The 26,490-nt window shown below is 51.2% G+C and carries 27 protein-coding genes and 5 tRNA genes; 3 read left to right on the top strand and 29 right to left on the bottom strand.

Features of this window, described 5'->3' with window-relative positions; genetic code table 11:
* Nucleotides 1-109: 109 nt before the first annotated feature.
* Entirely contained in the window at nucleotides 110-1,015 is a 906-nt protein-coding gene (nlpI, locus tag NV375_RS04615; protein ID WP_258807149.1) for a lipoprotein NlpI, read from the top strand.
* Nucleotides 987-1,886 (top strand): hypothetical protein, encoded by a 900-nt coding sequence (locus NV375_RS04610; RefSeq protein WP_258807148.1) that lies wholly within the window; start codon nucleotides 987-989, stop codon nucleotides 1,884-1,886. The genes nlpI and NV375_RS04610 overlap by 29 nt, the downstream gene beginning before the upstream one ends.
* Here NV375_RS04610 and NV375_RS04605 read toward each other — a convergent pair.
* The 22 genes from NV375_RS04605 to NV375_RS04500 all read right to left on the bottom strand — a co-directional run bounded on the left by NV375_RS04605 (nucleotide 1,839) and on the right by NV375_RS04500 (nucleotide 22,386).
* Entirely contained in the window at nucleotides 1,839-2,231 is a 393-nt protein-coding gene (locus tag NV375_RS04605; protein ID WP_258807147.1) for an MAPEG family protein, read from the bottom strand. The genes NV375_RS04610 and NV375_RS04605 overlap by 48 nt on opposite strands.
* A gap of 17 nt (nucleotides 2,232-2,248) precedes the next feature.
* On the bottom strand, nucleotides 2,249-3,214 hold the full coding sequence (gene lipA, locus NV375_RS04600; protein ID WP_258807146.1) for a lipoyl synthase: 966 nt from the start codon (nucleotides 3,212-3,214) through the stop codon (nucleotides 2,249-2,251).
* On the bottom strand, nucleotides 3,198-3,863 hold the full coding sequence (gene lipB / locus NV375_RS04595; protein ID WP_258807145.1) for a lipoyl(octanoyl) transferase LipB: 666 nt from the start codon (nucleotides 3,861-3,863) through the stop codon (nucleotides 3,198-3,200). Before lipB ends, lipA begins: the two co-directional genes overlap by 17 nt.
* Nucleotides 3,853-4,119, bottom strand: a complete 267-nt coding sequence (gene ybeD / locus NV375_RS04590) for a DUF493 family protein YbeD (protein WP_258807144.1) — start codon at nucleotides 4,117-4,119, stop codon at nucleotides 3,853-3,855. The genes lipB and ybeD overlap by 11 nt, the downstream gene beginning before the upstream one ends.
* 18 nt (nucleotides 4,120-4,137) lie before the next feature.
* Entirely contained in the window at nucleotides 4,138-4,986 is an 849-nt protein-coding gene (locus tag NV375_RS04585) for an aminotransferase class IV (RefSeq protein ID WP_258807143.1), read from the bottom strand.
* A 23-nt stretch (nucleotides 4,987-5,009) separates the two neighbouring features.
* Nucleotides 5,010-6,173 (bottom strand): D-alanyl-D-alanine carboxypeptidase family protein, encoded by a 1,164-nt coding sequence (locus NV375_RS04580; RefSeq protein ID WP_258807142.1) that lies wholly within the window; start codon nucleotides 6,171-6,173, stop codon nucleotides 5,010-5,012.
* A gap of 78 nt (nucleotides 6,174-6,251) precedes the next feature.
* Entirely contained in the window at nucleotides 6,252-7,049 is a 798-nt protein-coding gene (locus NV375_RS04575) for a septal ring lytic transglycosylase RlpA family protein (protein ID WP_309491682.1), read from the bottom strand.
* A gap of 126 nt (nucleotides 7,050-7,175) precedes the next feature.
* Nucleotides 7,176-8,282 carry a rod shape-determining protein RodA gene (gene rodA / locus NV375_RS04570; RefSeq protein ID WP_258807141.1) on the bottom strand — a complete coding sequence of 369 codons (1,107 nt, stop codon included), beginning with the start codon at nucleotides 8,280-8,282 and terminating at the stop codon, nucleotides 7,176-7,178.
* Complete coding sequence (gene mrdA / locus NV375_RS04565; protein WP_258807948.1) at nucleotides 8,272-10,161, bottom strand: penicillin-binding protein 2; 1,890 nt, start codon at nucleotides 10,159-10,161, stop codon at nucleotides 8,272-8,274. Before mrdA ends, rodA begins: the two co-directional genes overlap by 11 nt.
* A gap of 3 nt (nucleotides 10,162-10,164) precedes the next feature.
* The gene (gene rlmH, locus NV375_RS04560; protein WP_258807140.1) at nucleotides 10,165-10,635 is read right to left on the bottom strand and encodes a 23S rRNA (pseudouridine(1915)-N(3))-methyltransferase RlmH; all 471 of its coding nucleotides are present in this window, start codon (nucleotides 10,633-10,635) and stop codon (nucleotides 10,165-10,167) included.
* Complete coding sequence (gene rsfS, locus NV375_RS04555; RefSeq protein WP_126770930.1) at nucleotides 10,635-10,958, bottom strand: ribosome silencing factor; 324 nt, start codon at nucleotides 10,956-10,958, stop codon at nucleotides 10,635-10,637. The genes rlmH and rsfS overlap by 1 nt, the downstream gene beginning before the upstream one ends.
* 67 nt (nucleotides 10,959-11,025) lie before the next feature.
* Nucleotides 11,026-11,622, bottom strand: a complete 597-nt coding sequence (nadD, locus tag NV375_RS04550) for a nicotinate (nicotinamide) nucleotide adenylyltransferase (RefSeq protein WP_258807139.1) — start codon at nucleotides 11,620-11,622, stop codon at nucleotides 11,026-11,028.
* On the bottom strand, nucleotides 11,610-12,635 hold the full coding sequence (gene holA / locus NV375_RS04545; protein ID WP_258807138.1) for a DNA polymerase III subunit delta: 1,026 nt from the start codon (nucleotides 12,633-12,635) through the stop codon (nucleotides 11,610-11,612). Before holA ends, nadD begins: the two co-directional genes overlap by 13 nt.
* Nucleotides 12,635-13,129: an LPS assembly lipoprotein LptE gene (lptE, locus tag NV375_RS04540; RefSeq protein ID WP_258807137.1), complete on the bottom strand. Its 495-nt coding sequence runs from the start codon at nucleotides 13,127-13,129 to the stop codon at nucleotides 12,635-12,637. Before lptE ends, holA begins: the two co-directional genes overlap by 1 nt.
* A gap of 52 nt (nucleotides 13,130-13,181) precedes the next feature.
* A complete protein-coding gene (gene leuS / locus NV375_RS04535) occupies nucleotides 13,182-15,770 on the bottom strand; it encodes a leucine--tRNA ligase (protein ID WP_258807947.1) in 2,589 nt (862 codons plus the stop codon).
* A 49-nt stretch (nucleotides 15,771-15,819) separates the two neighbouring features.
* Entirely contained in the window at nucleotides 15,820-16,014 is a 195-nt protein-coding gene (locus NV375_RS04530; RefSeq protein WP_126770922.1) for a hypothetical protein, read from the bottom strand.
* Between the two features lie 58 nt (nucleotides 16,015-16,072).
* Entirely contained in the window at nucleotides 16,073-17,602 is a 1,530-nt protein-coding gene (gene lnt, locus NV375_RS04525) for an apolipoprotein N-acyltransferase (RefSeq protein WP_258807136.1), read from the bottom strand.
* A 2-nt stretch (nucleotides 17,603-17,604) separates the two neighbouring features.
* Entirely contained in the window at nucleotides 17,605-18,486 is an 882-nt protein-coding gene (gene corC, locus NV375_RS04520; RefSeq protein ID WP_258807135.1) for a CNNM family magnesium/cobalt transport protein CorC, read from the bottom strand.
* An 18-nt stretch (nucleotides 18,487-18,504) separates the two neighbouring features.
* Nucleotides 18,505-18,978, bottom strand: a complete 474-nt coding sequence (ybeY, locus tag NV375_RS04515) for an rRNA maturation RNase YbeY (RefSeq protein WP_258807134.1) — start codon at nucleotides 18,976-18,978, stop codon at nucleotides 18,505-18,507.
* Nucleotides 18,975-19,961: a PhoH family protein gene (locus tag NV375_RS04510; RefSeq protein ID WP_258807133.1), complete on the bottom strand. Its 987-nt coding sequence runs from the start codon at nucleotides 19,959-19,961 to the stop codon at nucleotides 18,975-18,977. Before NV375_RS04510 ends, ybeY begins: the two co-directional genes overlap by 4 nt.
* Before the next feature lie 20 nt (nucleotides 19,962-19,981).
* Nucleotides 19,982-21,427 (bottom strand): tRNA (N6-isopentenyl adenosine(37)-C2)-methylthiotransferase MiaB, encoded by a 1,446-nt coding sequence (gene miaB, locus NV375_RS04505; protein WP_258807132.1) that lies wholly within the window; start codon nucleotides 21,425-21,427, stop codon nucleotides 19,982-19,984.
* A 65-nt stretch (nucleotides 21,428-21,492) separates the two neighbouring features.
* Nucleotides 21,493-22,386 (bottom strand): DMT family transporter, encoded by an 894-nt coding sequence (locus NV375_RS04500; protein WP_126770911.1) that lies wholly within the window; start codon nucleotides 22,384-22,386, stop codon nucleotides 21,493-21,495.
* A 154-nt stretch (nucleotides 22,387-22,540) separates the two neighbouring features.
* Between NV375_RS04500 and NV375_RS04495 the strand changes: the two genes are divergently transcribed.
* Nucleotides 22,541-23,671 carry an FAD-dependent oxidoreductase gene (locus tag NV375_RS04495; RefSeq protein ID WP_258807131.1) on the top strand — a complete coding sequence of 377 codons (1,131 nt, stop codon included), beginning with the start codon at nucleotides 22,541-22,543 and terminating at the stop codon, nucleotides 23,669-23,671.
* 73 nt (nucleotides 23,672-23,744) lie between these two features.
* On the opposite strand, the gene NV375_RS04490 is transcribed toward NV375_RS04495, so the two are convergent.
* The 7 genes from NV375_RS04490 to NV375_RS04460 form a co-directional block, all read right to left on the bottom strand.
* A tRNA-Leu gene (locus NV375_RS04490) sits at nucleotides 23,745-23,831 on the bottom strand.
* Nucleotides 23,832-23,845: 14 nt separating this feature from the next.
* Nucleotides 23,846-23,920, bottom strand: a tRNA-Gln gene (locus NV375_RS04485).
* Between the two features lie 23 nt (nucleotides 23,921-23,943).
* Nucleotides 23,944-24,018: transfer RNA gene (locus NV375_RS04480), tRNA-Gln, on the bottom strand.
* 36 nt (nucleotides 24,019-24,054) lie between these two features.
* A tRNA-Leu gene (locus NV375_RS04475) sits at nucleotides 24,055-24,139 on the bottom strand.
* 15 nt (nucleotides 24,140-24,154) lie between these two features.
* Nucleotides 24,155-24,231, bottom strand: a tRNA-Met gene (locus NV375_RS04470).
* Nucleotides 24,232-24,385: 154 nt separating this feature from the next.
* Entirely contained in the window at nucleotides 24,386-25,051 is a 666-nt protein-coding gene (locus tag NV375_RS04465; protein ID WP_258807130.1) for an SDR family oxidoreductase, read from the bottom strand.
* A gap of 24 nt (nucleotides 25,052-25,075) precedes the next feature.
* Nucleotides 25,076-26,467 (bottom strand): lyase family protein, encoded by a 1,392-nt coding sequence (locus NV375_RS04460; RefSeq protein WP_126770906.1) that lies wholly within the window; start codon nucleotides 26,465-26,467, stop codon nucleotides 25,076-25,078.
* Nucleotides 26,468-26,490 lie beyond the last annotated feature (23 nt).

Raw genomic sequence — 26,490 nt, 5'->3', positions numbered from 1 at the left:
TCGCGCTTCGGATCTTTACAATTCTCTATGAAAAGGGGCCTCGGCCCCTTTTCTTTTTTGTTGAAAGTTGCGCTATGATGGAAGCCACACCAGCGAGAAAGGAAGTGGTATGAATTACGCGAAAGTCGTTGCCGTGTTATTAACCTTAGGGGCGCTTAGCGCTTGTACGGTAACGCCGCAAAAAGAGCAGGGTATGCTCGCCAACCTAGTGGTACCGACCCCCCAAGTGGCTGATGGTAGATTCCAACTGGAAGTGGCTAAGCTGACTGAAGTGATCACCCGTGGTGAAGACGAACTCGATGCAGAAGCTATGGGGCAGTTGCTGTATCGCCGCGGTAGTCTTTATGATGCGCTTGGACTCGCAACACTGGCACGAATCGATTTTAATCGGGCCCTAGATTATCAGCCGCGACTTGCCGATGCCTACAATTATCTAGGTATTCACTACACCCAAGTTGGTCAGTTTGATTATGCTTATGAAGCTTTGGATGCAGCGCTTGAGCTTGAACCAGAGCACCCTTATGCACACTTAAACCGTGGTGTCGCGGGCTATTACGATGGTCGTTTTGACCTCGCACTTGCGGATTTTGAGCGCTTTTATAAAGCTGATCCAGACGATCCTTACCGCGCTCTTTGGCGCTATCTAGCGGCGGTTGAACTTGACGGTGCGGAGCGAGCAACGCAACAACTTGCGGCGGCACGCCTAGCCACTGATTCTGATGCTTGGGCATGGGGAATTGTTGATCTTTATGTTGGTGGTATGAGCGAGCAAGAGTTTTTGCAGAATTATGCAACGAAGCAATTGGGCGCTGATGAAACGCTAGCCGAACGAATGTGTGAGGCCTATTTCTATTTGGGTAAACTACAGCAGTTGCAGGGCAAGTGGGAAACCGCTGCGGTCTATTTTCGGTTAGCTTTGGCGACCAATGTGCACTTATTTTTAGAGCATCGCTATGCCGCCATTGAAATGGATGCGAGTCAAGCGCGTGCGACTCAACAAGCACAAAGTAAATAAGGCGAGATTAGCGCTAGCAACGACCGCATTGCTGGTCAACGGCCTGAGTTGGGCCCAAATGACCACTGTTGATGGTGCTATGGGTTATGACCCATTCGCACAAGCAGCGCAGACAACAACCTGTGAAGCGGGCGATGAGATCATTTCTGTATGGCTGCCGCAACAGGGCGCTGAGTCAGCTAAGACTGTTCTGCAACGTTGGCAAAGCCACCCATTAGCTCGTTTAAGCGATTGTCTAGAACCGCGCTATTACATCAATGCGGCGTCCCTGCAATGCACTGCATCTGGCGAACGCCAACATATGCGTTGCGATTTACCGTTGTTGCCGCGTGAAGTTACGCAGCGGCATATTGTTTTTACCCAAGCTGAAATTGCGAGCGCGTCGACGACACAAATGGTGTTACCACTCACCGCACAAGTAAGTGTCTTTGCTCATGAAATGGCTCATTGGCTTGGTTTTGCTGACGAATATGAGATGTCGCCAAGCCTTGCACAACATTACTGCAGTGGTCGTTATAATCATCCTTCTTTGAATGTGGTGACAACTCAACAGCAAGAGCTTTCAACCGCGCAATTAAAACAACTTTGGCGCCGCTTACCGTGGCGTGATGCGGTGTCTGACTGGCGTCTATTGGGGCAACAACAAGCCGATGGTTATTGGCGCTTGGGTTCTACAAAAGAGAGCGACGTAGGCCTTTTCGCTAGCAAAACCTGCGCTGGTGTTGCGGGTGTCTATAGTTGGAAGCCGGTGGCACGCTTAACAGCGATGGAGTACCACGATGTTAACTATTGGCCAGCGGTTTACTTAGAAACGGCGCTGAAGTTACAGCGCCGTAGCGGTCTGCGCAATCATTATGATTGGACAGAGTAGGGCAAAAAACCAGACTAAACTACGTAGTTTGTCCCAGTTTGCCAGATAGAGGACGTGATAAAGAGTCCGAAAGCCAATAAAGCCTACTGCAAGCCATTGATTCAACTCTGTAACTTGCTCGGTGGCAATCACCACTAGTACTGCCGCAGCGAACAAGGGAAACGCCTCGTAGGCATTGTAGTGACCGGCGACGGCCCGTGCTCCCGCACCAGTTAAGCGTTGCTGCTGGGCTCGCGGATGGCGATTATCGTAACCATTATCGCGGTTTTGAAAATACACTACTGGGGCTTTGGCCGCGATGGGTAGCAAGCCGGCAATTAGCAAACACCAAATCAAGATACTCATCGCGCACTCCTTATCAGCTATTTGACTTCTTTACCGGCGGCCTGCAGATCGGCGTGGTAAGAAGAACGTACAAGCGGACCGCTGGCGATATGGGTAAAGCCCATCTTGACGCCTTCTTGGCGGAACATTTCAAACTCGTCTGGGGTAACGTAGCGTGTTACCGGCAAGTGATGACGACTTGGCTGCAAATACTGACCAATAGTTAGCATGTCGACATCATGTGCACGTAAGTCGCGCATAACCTCGAGGATCTCGTCGTTGGTCTCGCCGAGGCCTACCATAAGGCCTGACTTAGTACGAACATCTGTGCGCGCTTCTTTGTAGCGCTGCAGTAACTCCAGTGACCACTTGTAGTTCGCCCCTGGACGTGCGGCTTTGTACATGCGCGGTACAGTTTCTAAATTGTGATTGAATACGTCAGGCGCTTCATCGCTAAGAATATCGAGCGCTACCTGCATGCGACCACGAAAATCCGGTACCAAGACTTCGACCTGAATGCCAGGGCTGTGCGCGCGGATCTCGCGAATACAGTCGGCAAAGTGTTGCGCACCGCCGTCGCGAAGGTCGTCACGGTCAACCGAGGTCACCACGACATATTTAACTTTCATGTCACGAATCGTTTCACCGAGCTTAACCGCCTCTTCTGGGTCTGGCGGTAATGGGCGACCGTGCGCAACGTCACAGAATGGGCAGCGCCGTGTACAAATTGCCCCCAAAATCATAAAGGTTGCGGTACCGTGATTAAAACATTCAGGTAAGTTTGGACACGATGCTTCTTCGCAAACCGAGTGCAAACCATGCTTGCGCATCGCTTGCTTGATTTCATCAATACGTTGCGTTGAGGCTGGCAACTTCACTTTCAGCCACTCAGGTTTGCGCAACATTTGGTCACGTTCAGTTGGGACCACTTTTACCGGGATCAATGCCATCTTGTCGGCATCGCGTAGTTTGACGCCCGGTTCAACTCTAACTGGCTTGGACATAAGCGTTGTCGAATCCTGTCTGTTGGTGAATATCTTGATAGCCCAATCGTTCTGCAAATAGTGCAGTAACACGTTGAGCGGCCTGAGCTACTTCTGCAGGGCCACCGAGCTCGGCGGTTTGAATCATCTGCATACCAGCATAGCCACAGGGGTTTATGCGTAAAAATGGACTCAGGTCCATATTAACATTGAGTGCCAGCCCATGAAATGAACAACCGCGGCGAATTCTTAGGCCTAACGAGCATAACTTAGCATCATCAACGTATACGCCTGGCGCATCAGGGCGCGCAGCAGCGGTAACATTGTGTTCCGCCATTAAGGCTACGATCGTTTCTTCGATATGGGTCACGAGTTGGCGCACGCCAATTTTAAGACGTCTAAGGTCGAGCAAAAAGTACACCACCAGTTGTCCTGGGCCGTGATACGTCACTTGACCACCGCGGTCGACTTTCACCACCGGGATATCGCCGGGCGCTAACAGATGTTCTTCTTTGCCAGCTTGCCCCTGCGTAAATACCGGATCGTGTTCAAGCACCCATAGTTCATCTGCGCAGCTTTCGTCACGCTGGTCCGTATAATTTTGCATCGCTTGCCATACGGGCTCATAGGGCTGCCGCCCTAACTGACGAATAATCAGTTTAGAGGACATAGCGTACGTCTTCGATGGCCGCTAACGCGTGGTATAGCGTTTCAATGTGCGTTTGGCTTTCGACCCGTACTTGGATCGAAACCGAATGATAGTTGCCTTTACTACTTGGCTTTACGGTCGGGCTGTAATCGCCCGGCGCATGTTCTTGCGCAACCGCAACCACCGCGTCAGGAAGGTCTGGTTTCGCCAAGCCCATTACCTTAAAGGTAAAGTGGCAAGGGAATTCAACCAGCTCGTCAAAACGGGTTTTTTGCATTACCTACTCCTCTGTACTTTACTGCGCGCTGAGTTGGCGCTTGCTGGCGTGGAAAGCGTGTACCAGTTGTTCAGTGACCTTCCCACAACCGCCTTGACCGATGATTATATCATCAATTTGGCCAATCGGCTGTACTTCACGGCTGGAACTGGTAAGAAAAAGCTCGTCCAATTGTGCTAGGTCATTAACCGCAAAAGCTTGCTCGTGAACCGGTATGCCCAATTCGTCTGCAAGTTTAATGACCCACATGCGGGTGATGCCAGGTAAAATCAAGTGGTCGGTAGGCGCCGTATAAAGTTCACCGTTTTTAACGGCAAAGTAGTTACTTGAAGCACCTTCAGTAATCAAGCCATCACGGTGAAGGATGGGTTCTAAGGCGCCGCAAGCCTGGGCTTGCTGCTTTAGCATAATGTTGCCGAGCAAACTGATGCTTTTAATGTCACAGCGTAACCAGCGAATATCTTCGAGCAAGGTAGCTTGAGCGGGGGCCGGAACATCCCAGTGCACAGGCATGGCTGAGACGCTAGCGAAAATAGTGGGCGCCAACGGTCCTTGCGGCAGGTGGGAACGTTTCGCCTCTGCTCCACGGGTAACTTGGATATACACTAAGGCGTTGTCGCTTTGATTGCGTGCCAAAAGGTCATCTATAAGCTCAAGCCAAAACTGCTGCCCAGCGTTTTCGATCGCAAGCGCAGCGAGTGAGCGTTCGAGTCGCGCTAGATGGTGTTCGGGGAGAAAAGGTCGGCCCTGATAGACAGGTACGACTTCGTAGATGCCATCCGCAAATAAAAAGCCTCGGTCAAAAACCGAGACTTTTGCGGTTTCAGGGGCGAGCCACTCGCCATTTAAATAGACGCTCTCAGGCATGTTCGCCCCCTTAAACTAAATAATTACTCGCTTTCAAACTTACGTAGTACCCAGTCGCTAAGCTGCTTAAACACACCGCCTTCAGCAACATCATTTAAGGTGACCAACGGATAGGAAACGAGGGTTTCGCCTTCGAGCTGAATACTTACGGTGCCAACTTCGGTACCTTTTGCGATCGGAGCTTCAAGCTCTTGGGCAAGTTCAATACTGGCTTTCAAGTTATCGCGTTGGCCGCGTGGCAATGTCATAACGGCGTCATTCGCAATACCAAGTGCTACGGTGTCTTGTTCACCGCCCCAGACACGCTGATCAACAAAGCTTTCGCCAGCACTGTAAGCTTGTACTGTTTCGTAGTAACGAAAGCCATAGTTAAGCAATTTTTTACTTTCAACTTTACGTGCTTGCTCACTCGTTGTGCCCATGACTACAGCCACTAAACGTGTATCGCCTTCGACGGCTGAAGATACGAGGCTGTAACCGGCTTCTTCAGTGTGACCGGTCTTGATGCCATCAACGTTCATGCTGGCATCCCACAATAATGAGTTTCGGTTGTATTGTTTAATGGAGTTGAAGGTAAATTCTTTCTCGCTGTATATCGCGTACTCTTCAGGTACGTCCCGAATAAGTGCAATACCCATTGTGGCCATGTCACGTGCTGAAGTGTATTGCTCTGGGTCTGGAAGGCCGTGGCTGTTCATAAAGTGGCTGTTGGTCATGCCAAGTTCGAACGCATAATTGTTCATCAAATCAGCAAAGGCACTTTCGCTTCCGGCAATGTGCTCGGCCATGGCGACACAGGCATCGTTCCCTGACGAGATAATAATGCCGCGGTTCAAGTCAGCTACGCTGATTTGTTTACCAACCTCAATAAACATCTTGGACGATTCTGGGAAGTTCTTTGCCCAAGCATTTTCGCTGATGGTTACTAAGTCATTTGGGCTTACGCGGCCATCTTGAATTTCGCGACCGATGATGTAACTGGTCATCATCTTAGTCAGACTTGCGGGGGCGAGTTGTTCGTCAGCATTCCCCTCGGCGATCACGTAGCCCGTGGTGTAATCTACCAAAATGTAGCCTTTGGCATTAACTTGTGGGGCTGGCGGGATAATCGCGGCATTTGCGGCGATGCTAACAAGGCCCGCAAGTAGGGCGACGGCACGCGTCAACTGTGATACGACAGATTGCATGATTGATTTCTCTACGTTGTCTTAATATATGGATTTAGCGCGCCGAATAGTAGCACAGCCACACTCGAAAGGCAGCGTCTATGGACTTACCGGCACTCGAAAAACATCGCTATAGCCATCAGCTCTGAGCTGTAGGAGTAGTTGGTTGGTTTGCGCTGCGGCAAACGGCCCCAACATTACAGCATATAGACCATTTTTGGCTCGAGTAGTTGCAGGTACTTCATAGATTTGTGCTAATTTCGTAGCTTCTTGTTCGAGACGCTGTGGATCACTCCCCGCGACCACTTGAATATAATACTGACTTTGCGTATCGGGTTCGAGTGGTGGCGCAACCGCCAATGCTTGGTTGGCACCTTCTGGGTGCAAAGCTTCGATGCGAACCCGTGCGGTGCCGGTGGCGAGCATGCCAAGTTTGTAGGCGGCAACGTAAGATAGGTCGATCATACGATCACCGTGGAAGGGACCACGGTCATTCACCCGAACCACCACAGACTTATTATTGGCAAGGTTTGTAACGCGCACATAAGTAGGCAGCGGCAAGGTTTTATGCGCAGCACTCATGGCATACATATCGTAGGTTTCGCCATTCGATGTTAAGTGCCCGTGAAACTTTTCACCATACCAAGAAGCCATACCTTCAGCGACGTAGCCGCGGGCATCCGGTATGATGTTGTAGGTTTTACCGAATAAGGTATAAGTGCGGTTACCTTGCCGACTTGGGGGGAGTGTTTTCGGCGTAGGTTCAACCAGTTCATCAGCATGGGGTAAGCGGCTGGGGATACTATCATGAGCTTGGCTATAACGACTGCTCGGTGCAGAACTGCAACCGATGAGCAGCAGAAGAGTCACAGCGAGGCTAATAAGTACGCGAGTCATGCTTGATCGTGAGTCCTAAACAAAGAGTGTTAGCGTTAATAGTGTTCAGCGACAACTTTGGCACAAGCAGCGACCAATAGGTAGTCATAAAGCCGTAAAACTTCTGCAAACACCTTACTCTACGACTTAGGCATGCACCAAGCGACGGTTCGTCGCGATTGCCATCAGTAAACCAAAACCGGCGAACAATGTCACCATCGATGTACCACCGTAGGAGATCAGAGGTAGTGGTACACCGACCACCGGCAGCAGGCCCGAAACCATGCCCACATTAACCATTACGTAGATAAAAAAGGTCAAGGTTAGGCTGCCGGCTAAAAGCTTTTGGTACACGCGTTGGGCGCGCATCGCAATAATCATGCCGCGAAAAATAATAAATCCGTACAAGGCGAAAAGACCGACGACGCCAAGCAAACCAAACTCTTCACTAAAGACGGAAAAAATAAAGTCCGTATGACGCTCAGGTAAAAATTCTAATTGTGACTGGGTGCCTTGCAGCCAGCCTTTGCCCTCGATGCCACCAGAGCCAATCGCGATCTTTGACTGGATAATCTGGTAACCAGCGCCTAATGGGTCACGCTCAGGGTCTAAGAAGGTTAGTACCCGTTGCCGCTGGTAATCACGCATCAAAAACATCCACAGTACGGGAATAAAAGAACCAATCGCGACGGCGAAAAAGCCAATAAGTCTCCATGACATACCGGCTAGAAACAGCACGAAAATTCCCGAGCAAGCAATCAGTAATGAGGTTCCCAGATCAGGTTGATTGGCAATCATGAGTACCGGGATAATGAGTAATAGGAAGGCGCCTGCAAGCCGTGTTAGTGTCGGCGGCATACCTTGTTCAGCGATGAACCAGGCTATGGCCATGGGTACCGCAAGTTTCATTAATTCTGAGGGCTGAATCGTCGCTACACCTAGGTTAAGCCAGCGCTGCGCCCCTTTGCTGCTCTCGCCAACTAAGAGCACAGCAACAAGTAAAACGAGCCCGACACTGAAAATCGGCAGTGACCAGCGCTGCACGCTATCAAGTGGTATTTGCGCAATTACAAACATGGCCACAAATGCGGCACCGACACGGATAACTTGGCGTTCGGTCATCGCAATGCTTTCGCCGCTAGCAGAATAAACAGTGAACAAACTCACCACCGAAATCGCTAGCAACGCCAGGAAAAGCGGGGGATCGATATGTAAACGTTGTAACCAAGACGTTTGTTGTTGTTCAGGGAGCATTGGCGGCCACCGTTTCTTCAGGTTGTTGCGCAGCGAAGTAGAAATCGAGTAGCTCCCGCGCCATTGGTGCAGCCACAGACCCCCCGCCACCAATCACGTTCTCAGCAGTAATCACGATCACCACTTCAGGATTCTCGGCTGGGGCGTAACCTACGTACATAGCGTTATCACGGTAACGTTCGGCGATTTCTTCAGCGTTGTATTCTTCATCTTGACCGATACTGCGGACTTGCGCAGTACCCGTTTTCCCTGCCGAGGTATAATCTGCACCTTTGAATGCTTTATGTGCAGTACCTTTGATGCTGGAAACGACTTTTTCCATGCCGTCGAGGGCTATATCCCAGTGCTCCGGATTACGAAGTTGTACTGGCGGTTTTTGTTCAATAACAGCGGGGAGCTCAATTCCCGCGTCTTGAATTGCTCCGAGTAAACGTGGCACAGGTCTCCCGCCACGATTGACCATTACTGCCGTGGCAACTGCAAGTTGCATCGGGGTGACCGTCCAGTAACTTTGTCCGATACCAATAGAAACGGTTTCTCCGGCATACCAAGGCTGATTAAAGCGTGCTCGTTTCCAACCGCGACTAGGCATTACGGCAGGTGATTCCTCGCCGATGTCGATACCAGTGAGCTCACCAAAGCCATATTGGTACATGTGCTCTGAGATCGTATCGATGCCTAATTTAAGCGCAAGGTCGTAATAAAAAGTGTCACAACTTTCAATAATAGCGGTGTCGACATTAACCCAACCATGGCCCCAAGATAACCAGTCGCGGTATTTGTGATTCACCCCCTTAATTTGAAACCAACCGGGGTCCCAAACTTGGCTGTCGCGGGTGATCGTGCCTTCTTCTAGGCCTACTACGGCCAATTGAGGCTTGATGGTAGAGGCTGGCGGGTACCCCCCTTGAGTGGCGCGATTAAGTAAGGGGGAATGACGTGAGTTCAACAAGCCTCGATATTGCTCAACCGAGATACCTTGGGCAAACCAATTGGGGTCATAGCTGGGCTGGCTCACCATGGCTAAAATGCCCCCATCTTCCGGGTCCATGACGATGATCGTACCGCGCTGCTCGCCCAATATTTTTTGCGCCTGTAATTGCAGCTCAATGTCGATTTCCAGCACTAAGTCTTGGCCAGGGATCGGTGGCTCAATTTCTAACGTACGTAATTGGCGCCCATGAATATCAACTTCGATTTGTTGATAACCAACAGTGCCATGCAGTTGTTCTTCATAGTAACCTTCGACACCAAGCTTACCAATCGTGCGCGTTGCGGCATAATTGGCATTAATGCCTTGCTCTTTCAGGCGTTGTACGTCACGTTGATTGATTTTGGCAACGTAGCCGAGAGCATGGGTGAGGGCTTCGCCGTACGGGTAATAGCGAACGAGACGGGCTTCAATGCTGACGCCAGGAAATTCGTGTTGCCGCGCAGCAAAGCGTGCTGCTTGCGCTTCGCTCATTTGGTCAAGCAAGATGACTTGTTCGAAGCGCCGTTCGCGTTTGCGGTTGCGTTCAAATTGGTCGAGTTGTTCTTGCGTAAGTCCAAGTAAATTACTTAGGTCTGTGAGTGTTTGCGTTAGATCTTCGACACGCTCGGGAACCACTTCGAGACTCAATACAGGAATGTTTTCTGCTAACAGCTTACCGTTCCGATCATAGATGAGGCCGCGGTTGGGTGCTAAGGGGACAACTTTGATGCGGTTATCATTCGAGCGTGTTTGGAAGGTTTCGAATTGCTTAACCTGCAGTTGGTACATGTTCGCCAACAAAATCATGAAAACACTCACCACAATCACTAACGCAACAACCACTCGGCGCCCGAATAAAGCGCTCTCGGCATGGTGGTCGCGAATCGTGGTACGGCGTCTTCTCATCATTTATTCACGGTGGTACGGGTGGTTAGCGTTGACACTCCAAGCGCGATAAAGCGCTTCGGCGAGAATAACCCGCACCAACGGGTGGGGTAGTGTGAGGGCCGATAAACTCCAGCGCTCATCGGCGATGGCACAGCATTCCGGTGCGAGTCCTTCCGGACCACCAACGAGCAGACTGACGTCGCGGCCATCCATTTGCCAAGCACTTAAGCGCTCGGCAAGCTTCGGGGTGTCCCATGCACGACCACCGACTTCAAGGGTGACCACACGGTCACCTTTACCGATGGCCGCTAACATCGCATCGCCTTCTTGTTTCGTCAGCCGCGCGATGTCGGCATTTTTACCGCGTTTGCCCGCCGCGATTTCGATCAGTTCGAGCTGACAGTCAGCGGGTAGTCGCTTAGCGTAGGTGTTATACCCAGTGGTGACCCAATCGGGCATTTTCTGTCCGACAGCAATCAACCTAATGCGCATTAACGCGGACCCCAAAGTTTCTCAAGTTCATAAAAGTCACGAATTGATTCTTGCATAACGTGTACGACCACATCACCAAGATCAACTAACACCCACTCGGACGTCTCCGCTCCTTCGACGCCAATAGGGGGGATGCCATGATGTTTTGCTTCGGTTGCAACATGGTTAGCGAGGCTCTTTACGTGCGTCTTCGAGTTGCCCGAGCAGACCACCATGTACTCAGCGATATCCGTTTGATCGTGTACATCAAGTACTTTGATATCCCGACCTTTTAAATCTTCAAGTTTATCGACCACAAAGTCGCGTAATTGTTCAGCTTGCAAAAGTGAAATTCTCCATGATGTATTTCAGCGGCTTAGTTTACCACGAGCGCGATGGAAAAAGCAGTGCTTAGCGACCGTACAAATGCTGTTGTTCAATAAAGCGTGCAACCCGTGGCGGGACTTGTTCTCGCCACGCAGTGTCACTAGCAATTGCCGCACGTAGCTCGGTTGCCGAGACAGCAATATTGGGGGTGTTGAGTAGGTGGACTTTGTTGCTATGTGTGCGCACAAACGCCTCGACTGCGGGTGTCCACGGCGTGTCTTGCGCAAGCCTTTGCATGACCGCTAGGTCTGCGTAATTGAGGAGTTCTTGCCAGCCGTACCAGCTATCAAGTTTGGCAAACGCGTCGTTGCCAAGTAGAAAAATAAGCTTATCCTGCGGCCAGCGCTCATGCATTTCACGTAAGGTAAGTAGGCTGTAGGAAGGGCCGTCGCGCTTCAGTTCCCAATTTTCAGCAACAACTTGAGGACTTCCCGCATAGGCGAGCTCAACCATGGTAAGACGTTGCTCGGCGCTAGCACCGGGGTAGTCGCGATGGGGCGGTTGCGCACTTGGCATAACATGCATCACGTCGCCATCGAGTTCGGCGAATGCCGCTAATGAGGTGGTCACATGACCGTTATGAATGGGGTCGAAAGTGCCACCAAAAATTATGCGTAACATGAGCTTATGAATTCGGGTTTTCGCGCCGGGGCGCACAGCAAGACTACCGTATGGCAATAAAGGGTTGCAAAGTCTTCGCCTGAGTCGCGTTTAAAGGCGTATTCTAAGCGAACAAGTAAGCGGCTTAAACGCGCTAAATGCTCGCGACTAACGCGCTTAGCAAAGGCTTGGTAAGCGCCTTCTTGGTTGCGCCAAATTCCCAATGACATGAGTTCTCGAGAGCCAAGGTTGCCTTGCTGTAAGCGTTCGAGCTTTTGTAACTCGCGTTGCAGCATCCAATTCAAAATAGCAATTTCGGCTTCTTCTTCGAGCAGTCGTTGCAAACGTTTCAAGGCGTTTTTCAGGTCCCCAGCAAGAATCGCTTCCTGTAAGGCAAACACGGTAAAGCGACTTTGGTCTTGCGCTGCATCCATGATGGCTTGCGGCGTAAGCGGTTGCGGCAAATCAGTGAGTGCTAACTTTTGCAGTTCTTGATCGAGCGCAAGCAAGTTGCCTTCAAACCAATCGGCTAACAACTGCACTGCATCGCCGGTTAGGCTGACATTGTGACGCTGACTGCGTTGTTGAATAAAGTTAGGTAACTGACGGCGGTCAGGACTGTTGGCCTGCACTACTGGCCCAGCTTGCTGCAATAGTTGGAACCATTTGGCTTTAAGTTGCTCTTGTTTGAGTTTGGGGCCGGTAATCACCAGTATTTGGTCGTCCGGTAATTCCGCGCAATACTGTTTGAGGGCTTCGGCACCTTCACGGCCAGGTTTCGCATCAGGGAGCTCTAACTCGACCAAGCGAAGGTTGGAAAACAAGCCAAAGTTGGCGCCTTGCTCTCTTAGCTGTGACCAGTCGAACTGCTGATCTTGGATAAACCGAGTCCGTTCATCGATGCCTTGAGCGCGTGCTTGCGCCCGCACCAGTTGTAATGCGTCATCGAGCAATAATGGCGTATCGCCAAATACTGACAGCAAAGCGGGGAGGCCATGTTTTTGCAGATGCTGTTCGAGTTCCGCGAGTTGCATTATGGACTCTCAGCGAGTTGAGCGATGACCTGTCGCAACAGTTGTTGCGCAGCTTGTTCACGCATTTCGGCGACTAACACTTCGCGTTCACGCGTTTTGGCAAGGGCAAAATTAGGGTCGTCTTGATAGTCGCGGAAAACTTCGACTTGCAATGCCTTCTCTGTTTGCTGTGGCGCGCGCAACACGTAGTCAACGGTATAAATGAGTTCGTATTCGGCCACCTGACCACTCGCGGAAAGGCTTAACGTGCGGCGAGTTAGGCTATCGCGTACGATGTCGATGTTGGCGTACTGATTGCTACTGCTAGCAAGAACCTCGACACCAGCTAAGGTAAAGCGTTCACGTACTTGTTCAGCGACTTCACTAAATTGCGGCGCCGAAATACTCGCTTGTTGCAGTTGCGGCGGCAGTTGATAACTACCGCGCAACTGGAAGCCACAACCTGCTAGCGATACGACTGACAGCAATGTGAGAGTGAGCACTAAATTACGCATTGTGGCTTTTCCTTTGTCTTACCAGCTCCGCTTAGAACCTTAATTGAGAACCTTAATTGGCTACAATATTCACCAGTTTACCCGGCACATAGATTTGCTTGCGAATGGTTTTATCGTCAATGAAACGCTGAACATTTTCATCCGCCACCGCAGCGGCAATAACGGCATCTTGCTCGGCATCGGCGGGCACGTTGATCTTGCCACGCACCTTACCATTCACTTGCACCACAACTAAAATACTACTGGCGACCAAGGCTGATGCATCGACTTGCGGCCACGGTGCGAAGGTAATGTCACTATCGTGCCCGAGCTCGTGCCAAAGCGTTTCGCTTAAGTGCGGTGTTACTGGTGCAAGCATCAACACTATCGCATCCAACGCCTCACGCATGATGCCACGGTCAATGGCGTCCTCGAGGCTGGCTTTCTGCAGCTTATTCAAGAGTTCCATGATCGCCGCAATCGCAGTGTTAAAGTTCTGGCGGCGGCCCATATCATCGCTAACTTTTTCGATGGTGCGATGTACTTCACGTCGCAGATCTTCTTGTGCACTCGACAGTTGGCTAAAGTCGTTGCTGTGCTCTTGCGTGGTCACCGCTTGATAGTCGGCAACCAACCGCCAGACGCGGCGCAAAAAGCGTTGCGCGCCCTCTACACCAGAATCAGACCATTCAAGGGTCGCTTCCGGCGGCGCGGCAAACATCATAAACAAACGCACGGTGTCAGCGCCGTATTTATCGATCATGACCTGCGGATCGATGCCGTTGTTTTTTGACTTCGACATTTTGGTCATACCGCCGTAATGCACTTCTTTACCGTCGGTCGTTAAGATCGCTTTGACAATCTGACCTTTGCTATCGCGTTCGACAATTTCAACATCAAGTGGTGAGTACCAGGTGATCTTACCGTCGTCAGCTTCACGGTAGTAACTGTCAGCTAAGACCATACCTTGCGTAAGTAGACGTTTGAACGGTTCGTCTGAGCTGACTAAGCCGGTGTCCCGCAACAACTTGTGGAAAAAGCGCGCATACAAGAGGTGTAAGATCGCGTGTTCAATACCACCGATGTATTGATCGACAGGTAGCCAATAGTTCGCTTGCTCAGGATTCAGCATCCCGTCGTGGAAGTTCGCACTACAGTAACGAGCGTAGTACCAAGACGACTCCATAAAAGTATCGAACGTATCGGTCTCGTGTTCGGCTGGCGCACCATTATAGGTGGTTGTACGCCACTCAGGGTCGGCCTTAATAGGTGATTGCGTCCCATCCATCACAACGTCTTCCGGCAAGGTTACCGGTAACTGGTCTTCTGGCACCGGTACCGAGGTGCCATCGGCCAAGTTGAGCATTGGGATCGGTGCGCCCCAGTAGCGCTGGCGCGAAACACCCCAATCACGTAAGCGATAGTTGACTTGACGGCGGCCAATACCTTGTTGGCTCAACTCTGCGGCGATAGCATCAAAGGCTTCGGCGCTGCTCATACCCGTGTAGGGGCCGGAGTTGATCGTCGTACCTTTGGCGGTTATTGCGGCTTGACTAATGTCGTGTTCACCTTCTGTTGGCTCGATAACCACCTGAATAGGCAAGTCGTAAGCAGTGGCAAACTCCCAGTCACGTTGGTCGTGCGCCGGAACCGCCATTACCGCACCTGAGCCGTAGTCCATCAAAACAAAGTTGGCGACCCAAATGGGGATTTCTTCACCAGTCAGTGGATGCTTGGCATGAAACCCGGTTGCCATGCCTTTTTTCTCGATGGTGGCAAGGTCCGCTTCGGCCATTTTGGTGGTTTGAATACTCTCAATAAAAGCAGCCAACTCAGAGTTGTTGGCTGCGGCTTCTTGTGCCAATGGGTGTTGCGCTGCAACCGCCATGTAAGTGACACCATAAAGGGTATCGGGACGCGTGGTGTAAACGGTGAGCGGCTTTTCATGGTTGACCACTGAAAAGTCAATTTCAACGCCTTCAGAGCGGCCAATCCAGTTGCGCTGCATGGTTTTCACCTGCTCAGGCCAACCGTCAAGTTGCTCTAAGTCGTCAAGTAACTCATCGGCATACGCGGTGATTTTAATAAACCACTGAGGAATTTCTTTTTGAATGACCTTAGCACCTGAACGCCAGCCGCGGCCATCAATCACTTGCTCATTGGCCAATACGGTGTTGTCTACGGGGTCCCAGTTGACGGTAGCGTTTTTCTTGTAAACCAAACCTTTTTCGTAGAGCTTGGTGAAGAACCACTGTTCCCAACGATAATAGTCGGGGCGACAGGTTGCTACTTCACGCGACCAGTCGTAACCAAAACCGAGCGATTTAAGCTGATTACGCATGTAGTCGATGTTCTGATAAGTCCACTTGGCAGGTGCCGTTTTGTTGGCTACTGCGGCATTTTCTGCCGGTAGGCCAAAGGCGTCCCAACCCATTGGTTGTAGGACATTTTTGCCTTGCATACGTTGATAGCGGGCGACCACATCACCAAGTGTGTAATTGCGCACATGGCCCATGTGTAATTTACCGCTAGGGTACGGAAACATCGATAGGCAATAGAATTTCTCTTTACCTGGCTGTTCGGTAACTTCGAAAACTTTGTCGCTTTCCCAACGCTGCTGCACGGCAGCTTCAATCTGTGCTGGATCGTAATTATCCTGCATGAACTTTGACATCTGAGAACCCATTAAATCGCTGGCTAAAATGAAAAACTTACAGTGCGTACCACATCACTAACATCACCACGATGCCGGCTAGGCCAAAAAAGCCATACTCGAAGCGCTCGCGCTGTTCGGCGTCGCGATCGTCTGGGTTGCGGTGAAAGAGAAACATGCCAATGCTTGAGACACCCAAGGTGCCAGCTGCGGTTAACAGGGCAAACAGGACTGCTGCAAAGATATTTTCCATGATGTGTTCCAACTGTTAATGAAGAGACGCTAGTAAAAGTGCTTACAGTTTACTGATTTTAGCGGCGAATGACTATGGGTAATGCACCGCCAATCAGGATCAAAATCGCTAACAACCAAGCACCGTAGCCACCCCATAACGCAAATGGCGTTAAGCCTTGCACGATCGGGACTTGTGCTGACAGCGTGGCGGCTTGGAACTGCTCAGCCCGTGCGAGCCACTGTCCGCGTTCGTCGGTCATTGCGGTGATGCCACTATTAGTGGCACGGATCAATGGGCGTCCCAGTTCTATCGCACGCATACGGGCAATTTGCATATGCTGAGCAGGCCCGTGAGACCGACCAAACCAAGTATCGTTACTAACGGTAAGTAAGAAGTCTGTGCCTGGTGTGAAATTCGCCCATACCTGCTGTGGAAAGGCAATTTCATAACAGATAGCGGTGCTAAAGTCCCAGCCTTTAGCGCGTAATGGTGCTTGCACGTAAGCACCGCGACTGAAAGATGACATGGGCAAATTAAAGAGTGGAGCCAAGGGTCGGAGTAAATCACCAAAGGGCACAAACTCACCGATCGGTAATAATTGATGCTTCTGAAAGCGATTACTGTGACCGTGGTGGTAAGCTTCTTCGACTCCGAGACTACCGTCTTGTCCCAGCGCAATGACTGAGTTGTAGTAGTTGTCACCACCAATATCGATAATCCCAGTGATTAAGCCGGTTTCGGTTTTTGCCATTTCGTCGTGCATGATGGCAAGAATGTCATCGGTGTAGGGTTCCGGCATAGTCACTGCCGACTCGGGCCAAATCACCACGTCATGGTCGTTGTAGAGTGTCCTGGTTAAGTCCAAATACAAATTCAGATTAGGCCAGTGTTGATCGGGGTCCCACTTGATCGACTGACTGATGTTGCCTTGCACAAGTGCTATTTTTACGTGTTCTCCGGTACGCGAGATAGCAGTGAGCTGACTCAACACGAACGGCAACAACAACAGTCCTGCGATGACAGTAGGTGCGCGCCAATGCCGTTGTTCGATGGTACGGACCGTGAGTAATGCAATGGTCATCAGTATGACGCTGAGGCCGGTGCCACCAAACCAACTGGCGTAGCTTGCAAGCCAGGTATCGGTTTGGGTATAGCCTAAATCGAGCCACGGAAAGCCGGTCAGCAACCAACCACGCAGCGCTTCTGCCGCTAACCAGGTGAGCGGTAGGCTCCAATAGCCTATCGCGCCAAAACGCACGTTAAGCCAGCGCCACGCGAATAAAGCCAAGGCGGGGAATAGACTGAGATAAGCAAATAAGAGTAACAGAATGCCAACAGAGGCGATGGGATGTAAGCCACCGAACGTATCAATGCTAACGTAGATCCAACTGAGTCCAGCAGCAAACCAGCCAAGCCCGAAGAAATACCCCAAACGCCACGCATTACTTGGTTTCTTGTCTTTTAACAGCCACAGCAGGGCCGGTATGACGAGAAACGGTAGCCATGCTTGCGCAAACGGCGCATAGCTAACTACGAGCACGGCACCAAGTCCTAGGCAGGCGAGTCGACTAAGGGCTGCCCGCCAACGTCGCGTTGTGCGAGGCATGGTTAAACGTCCGCTTCTTGCTCAGGGGGTGGCTCGGGAAAGCTCACCTGCAATTGTTGGATACGACGTTTGTCGGCTCCGGTGACTTTGAAATTAATGCCACTTAAAACGATTTCTTCACCGGGTTTCGGCAGGTGACCAAAGCCGTGGGCAACCATACCGCCAATGGTGTCATATTCTTCGTCACCAAATTGCGTTTCGAAGTAATCATTAAAATCTTCGATGGTGGTTAAAGCTTTCACCGAATAGCGTGACCTGTTAATACGGCGAATATCGGCTTTGGTGTCTTCGTTGTAATCGGTTTCGTCTTCGATATCGCCGACGATTTCTTCAAGAATATCTTCGATGGTAACCAAGCCTGAAACACCACCATATTCATCGACCACAATGGCCATGTGGTAGCGTTGCGAGCGGAATTCTTTCAGCAACACATCAACGCGCTTACCTTCTGGCACAATTACCGCAGGGCGGATGACCTTAGTCAGCGCAAACTCATCGTCGGTCATGCCAAAGCCATAAGCCAGCAAGTCTTTTGCTAGCAATATACCCTCAACATGGTCTTTATTTTCACTAATGACCGGATAACGGCTGTGTTGGGCGTCAATCACGATCGGTAAGAACTCATCAACGTTCTGATTGATATCGATGGTGACCATTTGTGAACGCGGCACCATGATGTCGCGCACTTTCAGTTCGGCGACGTCGAGCACGCCCTCAATCATTTCTTTGGTGTCGTTATCTATCAGGTCACGTTCTTCGGCATCCTGAATTAGATCGACTAACTCTTCGCGGCTATTCGGCTCTCCGGTAAATAGCTGCAACAATTTAGTTGCCCACGATTTACGCGCAGAACCGTTGGTAGAGTGGGGATGGTCATCGCTCATTAGCTGGTAGTGCTCCGTTTAGTCACCAACTTCGACATAAGGGTCAGCAAACCCTAAGCCGGTTAAAATCGTCGTTTCGAGGCGTTCCATACGGTCCGCTTCATCGTCTTCAATATGGTCATAACCTAGCAAATGCAAGGTGCCGTGTACAATCATATGCGCCCAGTGTGCCACTAAGGTCTTGCCCTGCTCGCTGGCTTCGCGTTGCACGACCGGTGCGCAAATCACCAAATCACCGAGTAAAGTCACCGGCATCGGAATCGGCGCCGTGAACGGAAACGATAGCACATTGGTTGCGTAATCGCGTTCTCGGTAGTTATGGTTAAGTGCGCGGCCTTCTTCTTCATCAACAATGCGGACGGTCAGCTCAGCTGCACCGTCTTGCCACTGTGCGCCGTGTAAAGCCGCTTGCACCCAAGCTTCGATCTGTTCTGCGCTGGGCAGGTCAGGTGCTGTGGAAGCATTCTGCACGTCAACTGTAAGTTCAATCATGCGCGACCGTCAAAGTCTTCATAGGCTTGCACAATACGTTGCACGACTGGGTGACGCACGACATCGCCGGCTTGGAAAAAGGTGAAACTAATATCGGGCACGTCGCGTAGAACCTCGATCACATGCCGTAAGCCTGACTTTTGTCCACGCGGCAAGTCAACCTGGGTAATGTCACCGGTAATGACGGCACGTGAGTTGAAACCAATCCGCGTGAGGAACATTTTCATCTGTTCACAGGTGGTGTTTTGGCTTTCATCAAGAATAATAAAGGCGTCGTTGAGTGTGCGTCCACGCATGTACGCGAGTGGTGCAACTTCAATCACGTTACGCTCGATGAGTTTCTCGACGCGCTCAAAGCCAAGCATTTCAAACAAGGCGTCGTAGAGCGGACGCAAATACGGGTCGACCTTTTGCGCCAAATCGCCGGGTAAGAAACCAAGTTTCTCGCCAGCTTCAACCGCGGGACGGGTAAGCAGAATACGGCGAATTTCTTGACGTTCAAGGGCATCGACCGCGGCTGCTACGGCCAAGTAGGTTTTACCGGTTCCTGCAGGGCCAACACCAAAATTCACATCATGACTTAAAATCGCGCGCACATATTCGGCTTGATTATGATTACGCGGCTTGATCATGCCGCGCTTAGTTTTAATGTGCGTCATTTTCTCGGCGGCAGGATCGCCTTTGCCTTGCTCCAAAACATTGGCTTGTTGAATCGCCAAATGAACTTGCTGCGGCTCGATCTCGCCGGCTTTACCTTGCACGGTAGCGGTTTCCACATAGAGGTCACGCAGCAGTTTAGCGGCGGCGTTGACCGTGTGCTGTTGGCCAATCAAACGAAAAGCATCATTGCGGTAGGTGATTTCAATGCCGAGGCGGCGTTCAATATGCTTTAAATTTTCATCGAACGGGCCGCAGAGCTCGGCGAGACGCCGGCTATCTGCCGGCTCCAGGTTTATATCTAATGTAGTGAGCTGTGGACTCAAAAGAACCTCTTTTAGCTTGCTTACGACGACTGTTGTGGCGGAATAAAGCTAGCCACACCAAGCTCATCAGGTTGCGTGCGTGATTGGCGCGCAAGAATGGTTTGCGGTGCGGTATCGACACGCAGCCCCATTTCATCTTCAACCCGAATCACGTCACCGCGCAGTGAGTTTGCAAACACGTCGGTGATTTTTACATCGACAAATTTACCGACCATGCGTGGGTCACCTACGAAGTTGACCACACGGTTGTTTTCGGTACGGCCACTCAGTTCCATCGGATCTTTCTTCGATGGGCCGGTCACCAAAATACGTTGTTCAGTGCCTACCATACGCCGCGCATGGGCGTGTGCCTGTTGGTTCAAGCGCTGCTGCAAAAGCTGCAGACGCTGTTTCTTAGTTTCTTCAGTGACGTCATCAGGCAAGTCCGCCGCTGGTGTTCCAGGGCGCGCACTGTAAATAAAGCTGAAGCTTAAGTCGAAGTCGATAGCTTGAATCAAGTCCATGGTCGCTTCGAAATCCGCATCGGTTTCGCCTGGAAAGCCGATAATAAAGTCAGATGACATAGCCATCTCTGGGCGGATTTTCTTCAGCTTGCGAATTTGTGCTTTGTATTCAAGCGCGGTGTGGCCGCGCTTCATCAGCGTCAACACGCGATCAGCACCACTTTGCACTGGCAAGTGCAAATGATTCACCAGTTCTGGAATGGTCGCGTAGGCCTCGATAATGTCATCGGTGAACTCCACCGGGTGCGAGGTGGTATAGCGAATACGGTCAATACCATCAATTGCAGCCACTAAGTGCAACAATTCTGAGAAGCGGCAGACCGAGCCATCGAAGTGTTCGCCGCGGTAGGCGTTCACGTTTTGCCCAAGCAAGTTTACTTCGCGTACGCCTTGCTCTGCCAATTGTGCGATTTCATAGAGCACGTCATCAACCGGACGGCTAACCTCTTCACCGCGGGTATAGGGCACCACACAGAACGTACAGTACTTGCTGCAACCTTCCATGATTGAAACAAACGCCGAAGGGCCATCTGATGTTGGCTCAGGCAAGCGGTCGAATTTTTCAATCTCTGGGAATGAGATATCTACCATTGGTGTATGGTCGCTTTGCACCTGCTTGACCATTTCTGGTAAGCGGTGCAACGTTTGCGGACCAAACACGATATCGACAAATGGCGCACGGCTACGAATGTGCTCACCTTCTTGTGAAGCCACACAACCGCCAACCCCGATCACGAGGTCAGGCTTGCTGTCTTTCAGCGTTTTCCAGCGACCGAGCTGATGAAACACTTTCTCTTGGGCTTTTTCACGAATCGAGCAGGTGTTGAGCAGGATCAAATCAGCATCTTCTGCTTCGGCTGCGACTTCATAGCCGTGGGTTGCCTTCAGTAGATCTGCCATTTTTGCAGAGTCGTACTCGTTCATCTGGCAGCCCCAAGTTTTGATGTATAACTTCTTGCTCATAAAATTGTTGCGCTCACTTGCGTTGGTGTATGTCAAAAGGGTCGTTATTTTAGCCTGTTCTGACCTCAACTGCCAACTTTGCCGCTGCTTTCTGCTTTCCGTCTTGTACGAATGGCAAGATAACCTGCCACAGTGATGATTGCGGCGCCAACGAGCATGTACCAGGTAATGGCTTCGTCCCAGAACCAATACCCCATCAGCGCTGCAAAAATAACCGAGCTGTAGGTGAACACACCGACTCTTGCGGCGGGGGCGATGGAGAAGGCTTTGGTCATGCCAAGCTGTCCTCCGACGGCTAACAAGCCCATCACGGCAATGCCTATCCAGTGTTCTGCGGCGATAGCTTGACCAAGCCACAGCAGCGGAATGGCCGACAGCAGCGTGCCAAGGGCAGCGAAGTAGAAGACGATTTTGCTTGATGACTCCGTCGCTGACATTTGTCGAATCAGTGTTTTGGTGAATGCAGCCAAGCAAGCAGCGATAAAGGCAACGAGAATAACCGGCGATAACTCAGCGCTGACGGGGTTTAAAAACACGAATGCGCCCAAAAAGCCAATGGTAATCGCAATCCAGGTTTGCGGAAGAACAAGTTCATTGAGCCAAAGTCGTCCGATAATTGGGATCAAGAATGGCGACAACAGTAATACCAGCGTCGCTTGCGCAAGAGGAATGGTGGCAATGGCATAAAAAAATAGGTACATGGCTGTTAGGCCAGCAATACCGCGGGTTAAGTGGAAACGCCAAGCTTTCGTTTTAAATGCACCAGGGCCTTTGCGCCATAGCCATGGCAAGAGTACGACAAAGGTCATGAGACTGCGGAAAAACACCAGTTGCTCAGACGGCACGTCAGTGCTCAAATACTTGACCATAGCACTTACTCCGGCAAAGCAAAGTTCTGCAGCTAATACAAGCAAAGACGCAATGACGACCGTGCGTTGAGGAGTTTCCATAACTGCCATAGATTCACGCCTTAGATGCAAGCCTTAGTTTCAGTAAGGAAAGATAAAATGAACCGATATCTTATCACGAACAGTTATTTCAGTGGCGGGGCTGTGTATACTTGGAGCTGTGTTTTCTATTATGCGAGCTAAGTTAACTGGGTAAGAGCTAACGATGCAGATTGTGATTGTAGGCGGTGGTTTGGTGGGAGCGAGTGCGGCAGTTGCTGCGCTGCGTGACGGACACCAAGTAACGTTGCTTGAACGCGGTGCGGCACCTGATGCTGCCGCAGCGAACGGCGATTGGGATTTACGCATTTCATCAGTTCACCAAAAAAATGTGGAATGGTTGGAACAGCTCGGCGTTTGGACTCATGTCGATGCGCAAAAGTTCTTCAGCTATGACGGTTTAAGCGTCACCACCCGCGATCGACAAAGACTTCATTTTGCTGCTGACGAGGTCAATGCTGAACGGTTAGGCGTGATGGTCGAAAATGAAGCCTTAGTGCGTGCCTGTTGGCAATTGCTGCGCACGCATGAGGCCGCTAAGTTGCTAGCTGAAACAGAAGTAAAGAACTACGACCTTGAGCAACGTGTGATAACACTTAGCGATGGTAAGACGCTGAGCTACGATCTATTGCTGGGTGCCGATGGCGCCAATTCTGCCGTTGCCAAAGCTGCTGGCATAGGCACGCGCGGCTGGGATTACGGCATGCGTTGCTTATTGGCGATTGCTGAAGTTGAACAACCGTTGCCGACCGAAACATGGGAAGTTTTCCGCGCCGACGGTCCTTATGCACTATTGCCGCTGGGTAGACATTTAGCATGTCTCATCGACTACCGTGCAGAAGAAGAGTGGCACAATGCGACAAAGGCCGAAGTTGAGCAAAAACTTCAGGCTACTTTCGCTGATGTGATTGGTCCTTACAAGTTACAAAAACAGGCAAGCTTTCCATTACGCCGCCAGCGTGCGCTGCGTTATTTTGATGCTCGAGGTGTGGCTCTGATCGGTGATGCCGCGCACAGTATTCATCCGCTGGCTGGGCAGGGCGTGAACTTAGGCTTTGCGGATGTGCAGGTTCTTTTTGAGCGCCTGGCTGCAGAACCACTGACGTCAGCGCTGACAAGTTACGAGCGACAGCAAGTGCACGTGAACCAACAAATGATGCGTGCCATGGATGCCATTCACTTTGGTTTCCGTAGCGAACACTTATTACCGCGCGCTGCCATAGCAGTTGGTTTAGGTGCCGTAGCGCAGATCAAGCCATTAAAACGACAGATTATTAAAACAGCTTTGGGATGGTAGTCGTTGAAAAGCAAGCATAAAAAAACCGCCGAAGGGCGGTTTCTTTGCATCGTTGCGGCCACCATGTATAAGATGGTGCGGAGGGAGGGACTTGAACCCTCACGTCCTTTCGGACACTAGCACCTGAAGCTAGCGCGTCTACCAATTCCGCCACCACCGCAACAAGCAGTGAGATGGCTGGGGTACCAGGATTTGAACCTGGGAATGGCGGGATCAAAACCCGCTGCCTTACCGCTTGGCTATACCCCAACTCTCGGAAAACAGCTTTTAAGTGGCTGGGGTACCAGGATTTGAACCTGGGAATGGCGGGATCAAAACCCGCTGCCTTACCGCTTGGCTATACCCCAACTTAGGCTTAAAAACTTGCGCTCACCGTGAAAGGTTGGTGCGGACGGAGAGACTTGAACTCTCACGCCGTGAGGCACTGGAACCTAAATCCAGCGTGTCTACCAATTCCACCACGTCCGCCCATTGCAATTTGGTTGGTGGCTACGGCGAGATTCGAACTTGCGACCCCAGCATTATGAGTGCTGTGCTCTAACCAGCTGAGCTACGTAGCCATACCAAAATTTTTCAAACTGCGCTCGGTGAGTGCGGCGCGTATTATGCAAATCAGGGACTCAAGCGTCAACCTCTTTTTCGCAAAAAAACGCGTTTGCTGGCGCGATTGCTCAAAAAAACGTTCGTTTGGTTATTTAATCAACGCCAGTATCTTTACCACGGCAATTCTTCGCCATTACTGTGGCGGAAGCAGCCAGTGGTGGCGAGCGTGAGCTCGTCGATGCGTTTAACCAAACGCGAGGCGGCTTCTTCGGCGCTGATGTCGCCGCGGTTGTTGACCATGTCGGTTTGTACGTAGCCTGGGTGTAGCATAGCGACCGTGATTCCGGCATCTTTGAGGTCATTGGCCAGTGAGACGCCGGCGGCGTTGAGTGCGGCCTTGCTCATACGGTAGCCGTATTGTCCGCCAGAGCCATTGTCGGCCATGGAGCCCATGCGCGAGGTGATCAAAATCAACTTGCTCTCTTTCTTCAATAGTGGCCGCAGCGTGCGGCTCAGCTCGAGTGGTGCCACTGCATTCACGTTGAACTGGCGTTGCATGCTGTCGGTGGTAAAGCTGTCGAAGTTGTCGCCTTCGAGAATCCCGGCGTTGTTGATAAGAATATCAATCGGCTCGTCAGCGAGGCGCTCGGCGAGCAGCTCGCGTGCTTTTGCGTCGGTGACGTCAATGCCATCAATGATAGCAACGCCGAGTTGTTCCAGTTCGGCTGAGGGCTTGCGACAAACGGCGGTCACGTTTGCGCCCCGTTGTTTGAATTGCGTGGCAAGGGCTAAACCAATACCGCGGTTAGCGCCTGTAATGACAACATGTTCGCTCATAGTTACTCCTTGGATACGTTTAAATTAGTCGCCCCCGGGAATGCCCCCGTGGGTCAGTTTTTTCGGATCGAGTAAGGCTTCAAGTTCGTCCCGTGAAAGGTCGGTCATTTCTTCGGCGACGTCGATGACAGGGCGTTGCTCCTGATAAGCTCGCTTGGCGATTTTCGCCGCTTCGTTGTAACCAATCACCGAGTTCAATGCCGTGACCAAAATTGGATTGCGTGCGAGTGCTTCCTCGAGGCGATCATGTTTAACATTGAAATCAGCAATGGCGTCATCGGCGAGGCTGCGCATGGCTTTGGCGCTGATCTCAATGCTTTCAATCAGGTGATACGCAATTAGCGGTAACATCACGTTGAGTTGGAAGTTACCTTGTTGTGCCGCTGTGGCAATGGTTTGGTAACTGCCTGCAAGGTGCGCTGCGACCATAGCCACGGCCTCAGGAATGACGGGGTTCACCTTGCCGGGCATAATGCTGCTGCCGGGCTGCAAGGCTTTGAGTTCAATTTCGCCCAGCCCTGCCAATGGCCCGCTGTTCATCCAGCGTAAGTCATTGCTGACTTTCAGTAACACTGCGCCACAGGCATTTAAAGCGCCGGCCAGTTGTAGACTGAGTTCTTGCCCCGAAATACCGGCAAAGGCATTGGTCGCTGGGTGAAAATACTGTTCGGTACGTTCACTTAAATGCTGGCAAAACTGCTGGCGAAAGGCTTGTGGGGCATTAATGCCGCTGCCGACAGCGGTGCCGCCTTGGGGCAGGGCACGTAAGCGCTCGCAAACTTCGTTAATGTTGAGCTGGCAGTGATGCAGTTGCGTGCTCCAAGCACGTAGCTCTTGCGCCATAGTGATCGGCATGGCGTCCATTAAATGGGTGCGACCGGTTTTCACCACTTCTTCTAGGCTTTGCGCTTTCTCTTCAATGGTGCGCTGCAAATGTACAATAGCGGGCAGCCATTCGTCGTGCAAAGCCAATACGCAACTGACCTGAATGCTGGTTGGAATAACGTCATTACTGCTCTGGCTGCAATTGACGTGGTCGTTCGGGTGCACCTTGGGACCGTTAGCACGGTGAACCGTTTCTGCCAAAACTTCGTTCATATTCATGTTGGTACTGGTGCCAGAGCCGGTTTGAAAAATGTCGAGGGGGAACTGGCTCATATCCGGCGCTGCGCTAATTGCGTCGGCTGCCTTTACAATAGCTGCAGCTTGAGCTTCGGTGAGTAAGTCGAGATCAGCGTTGGCTTGGGCGGCAGCGGCTTTAATATGGGCTAGGGCACTGATGGTGCGAGCGGGAAAACGGAGGCTGCTGAGGTGAAAGTTCTGTCGAGCACGTTCGGTTTGCGCGCGCCAGAGCGCTTCTGCTGGTACCTCAATTTCTCCCATGCTATCTTTTTCGATACGAGCTTGTTTCGACATACTTAGTTCCTCTTCTAAGGATT

Source organism: Pseudidiomarina sp. CB1 (genome assembly GCF_024752025.1).
Taxonomy (GTDB): Bacteria; Pseudomonadota; Gammaproteobacteria; order Enterobacterales; family Alteromonadaceae; genus Pseudidiomarina.
The sequence above is the reverse complement of the archived record's forward strand: the minus strand, read 5'-3'. Positions and strand labels throughout refer to the sequence as shown.

Coding starts and splice junctions, on each gene's coding strand:
- lipB (WP_258807145.1), bottom strand. CDS start 3,863: ATGTCCTCTAAACTGATTATTCGTCAGTTAGGGCGGCAGCCCTATGAG.
- NV375_RS04530 (WP_126770922.1), bottom strand. CDS start 16,014: ATGGAAAATATCTTTGCAGCAGTCCTGTTTGCCCTGTTAACCGCAGCT.
- leuS (WP_258807947.1), bottom strand. CDS start 15,770: ATGCAGGATAATTACGATCCAGCACAGATTGAAGCTGCCGTGCAGCAG.
- lnt (WP_258807136.1), bottom strand. CDS start 17,602: ATGCCTCGCACAACGCGACGTTGGCGGGCAGCCCTTAGTCGACTCGCC.
- lptE (WP_258807137.1), bottom strand. CDS start 13,129: ATGCGTAATTTAGTGCTCACTCTCACATTGCTGTCAGTCGTATCGCTA.
- nadD (WP_258807139.1), bottom strand. CDS start 11,622: ATGTTACGCATAATTTTTGGTGGCACTTTCGACCCCATTCATAACGGT.
- ybeD (WP_258807144.1), bottom strand. CDS start 4,119: ATGCAAAAAACCCGTTTTGACGAGCTGGTTGAATTCCCTTGCCACTTT.
- NV375_RS04495 (WP_258807131.1), top strand. CDS start 22,541: ATGCAGATTGTGATTGTAGGCGGTGGTTTGGTGGGAGCGAGTGCGGCA.
- NV375_RS04460 (WP_126770906.1), bottom strand. CDS start 26,467: ATGTCGAAACAAGCTCGTATCGAAAAAGATAGCATGGGAGAAATTGAG.
- NV375_RS04580 (WP_258807142.1), bottom strand. CDS start 6,173: ATGCAATCTGTCGTATCACAGTTGACGCGTGCCGTCGCCCTACTTGCG.
- rodA (WP_258807141.1), bottom strand. CDS start 8,282: ATGCTCCCTGAACAACAACAAACGTCTTGGTTACAACGTTTACATATC.
- miaB (WP_258807132.1), bottom strand. CDS start 21,427: ATGAGCAAGAAGTTATACATCAAAACTTGGGGCTGCCAGATGAACGAG.
- lipA (WP_258807146.1), bottom strand. CDS start 3,214: ATGTCCAAGCCAGTTAGAGTTGAACCGGGCGTCAAACTACGCGATGCC.
- holA (WP_258807138.1), bottom strand. CDS start 12,635: ATGCAACTCGCGGAACTCGAACAGCATCTGCAAAAACATGGCCTCCCC.
- mrdA (WP_258807948.1), bottom strand. CDS start 10,161: ATGAGAAGACGCCGTACCACGATTCGCGACCACCATGCCGAGAGCGCT.
- NV375_RS04465 (WP_258807130.1), bottom strand. CDS start 25,051: ATGAGCGAACATGTTGTCATTACAGGCGCTAACCGCGGTATTGGTTTA.
- NV375_RS04575 (WP_309491682.1), bottom strand. CDS start 7,049: ATGACTCGCGTACTTATTAGCCTCGCTGTGACTCTTCTGCTGCTCATC.
- rlmH (WP_258807140.1), bottom strand. CDS start 10,635: ATGCGCATTAGGTTGATTGCTGTCGGACAGAAAATGCCCGATTGGGTC.
- NV375_RS04500 (WP_126770911.1), bottom strand. CDS start 22,386: ATGGCAGTTATGGAAACTCCTCAACGCACGGTCGTCATTGCGTCTTTG.
- nlpI (WP_258807149.1), top strand. CDS start 110: ATGAATTACGCGAAAGTCGTTGCCGTGTTATTAACCTTAGGGGCGCTT.
- NV375_RS04605 (WP_258807147.1), bottom strand. CDS start 2,231: ATGAGTATCTTGATTTGGTGTTTGCTAATTGCCGGCTTGCTACCCATC.
- NV375_RS04585 (WP_258807143.1), bottom strand. CDS start 4,986: ATGCCTGAGAGCGTCTATTTAAATGGCGAGTGGCTCGCCCCTGAAACC.
- corC (WP_258807135.1), bottom strand. CDS start 18,486: ATGAGCGATGACCATCCCCACTCTACCAACGGTTCTGCGCGTAAATCG.
- ybeY (WP_258807134.1), bottom strand. CDS start 18,978: ATGATTGAACTTACAGTTGACGTGCAGAATGCTTCCACAGCACCTGAC.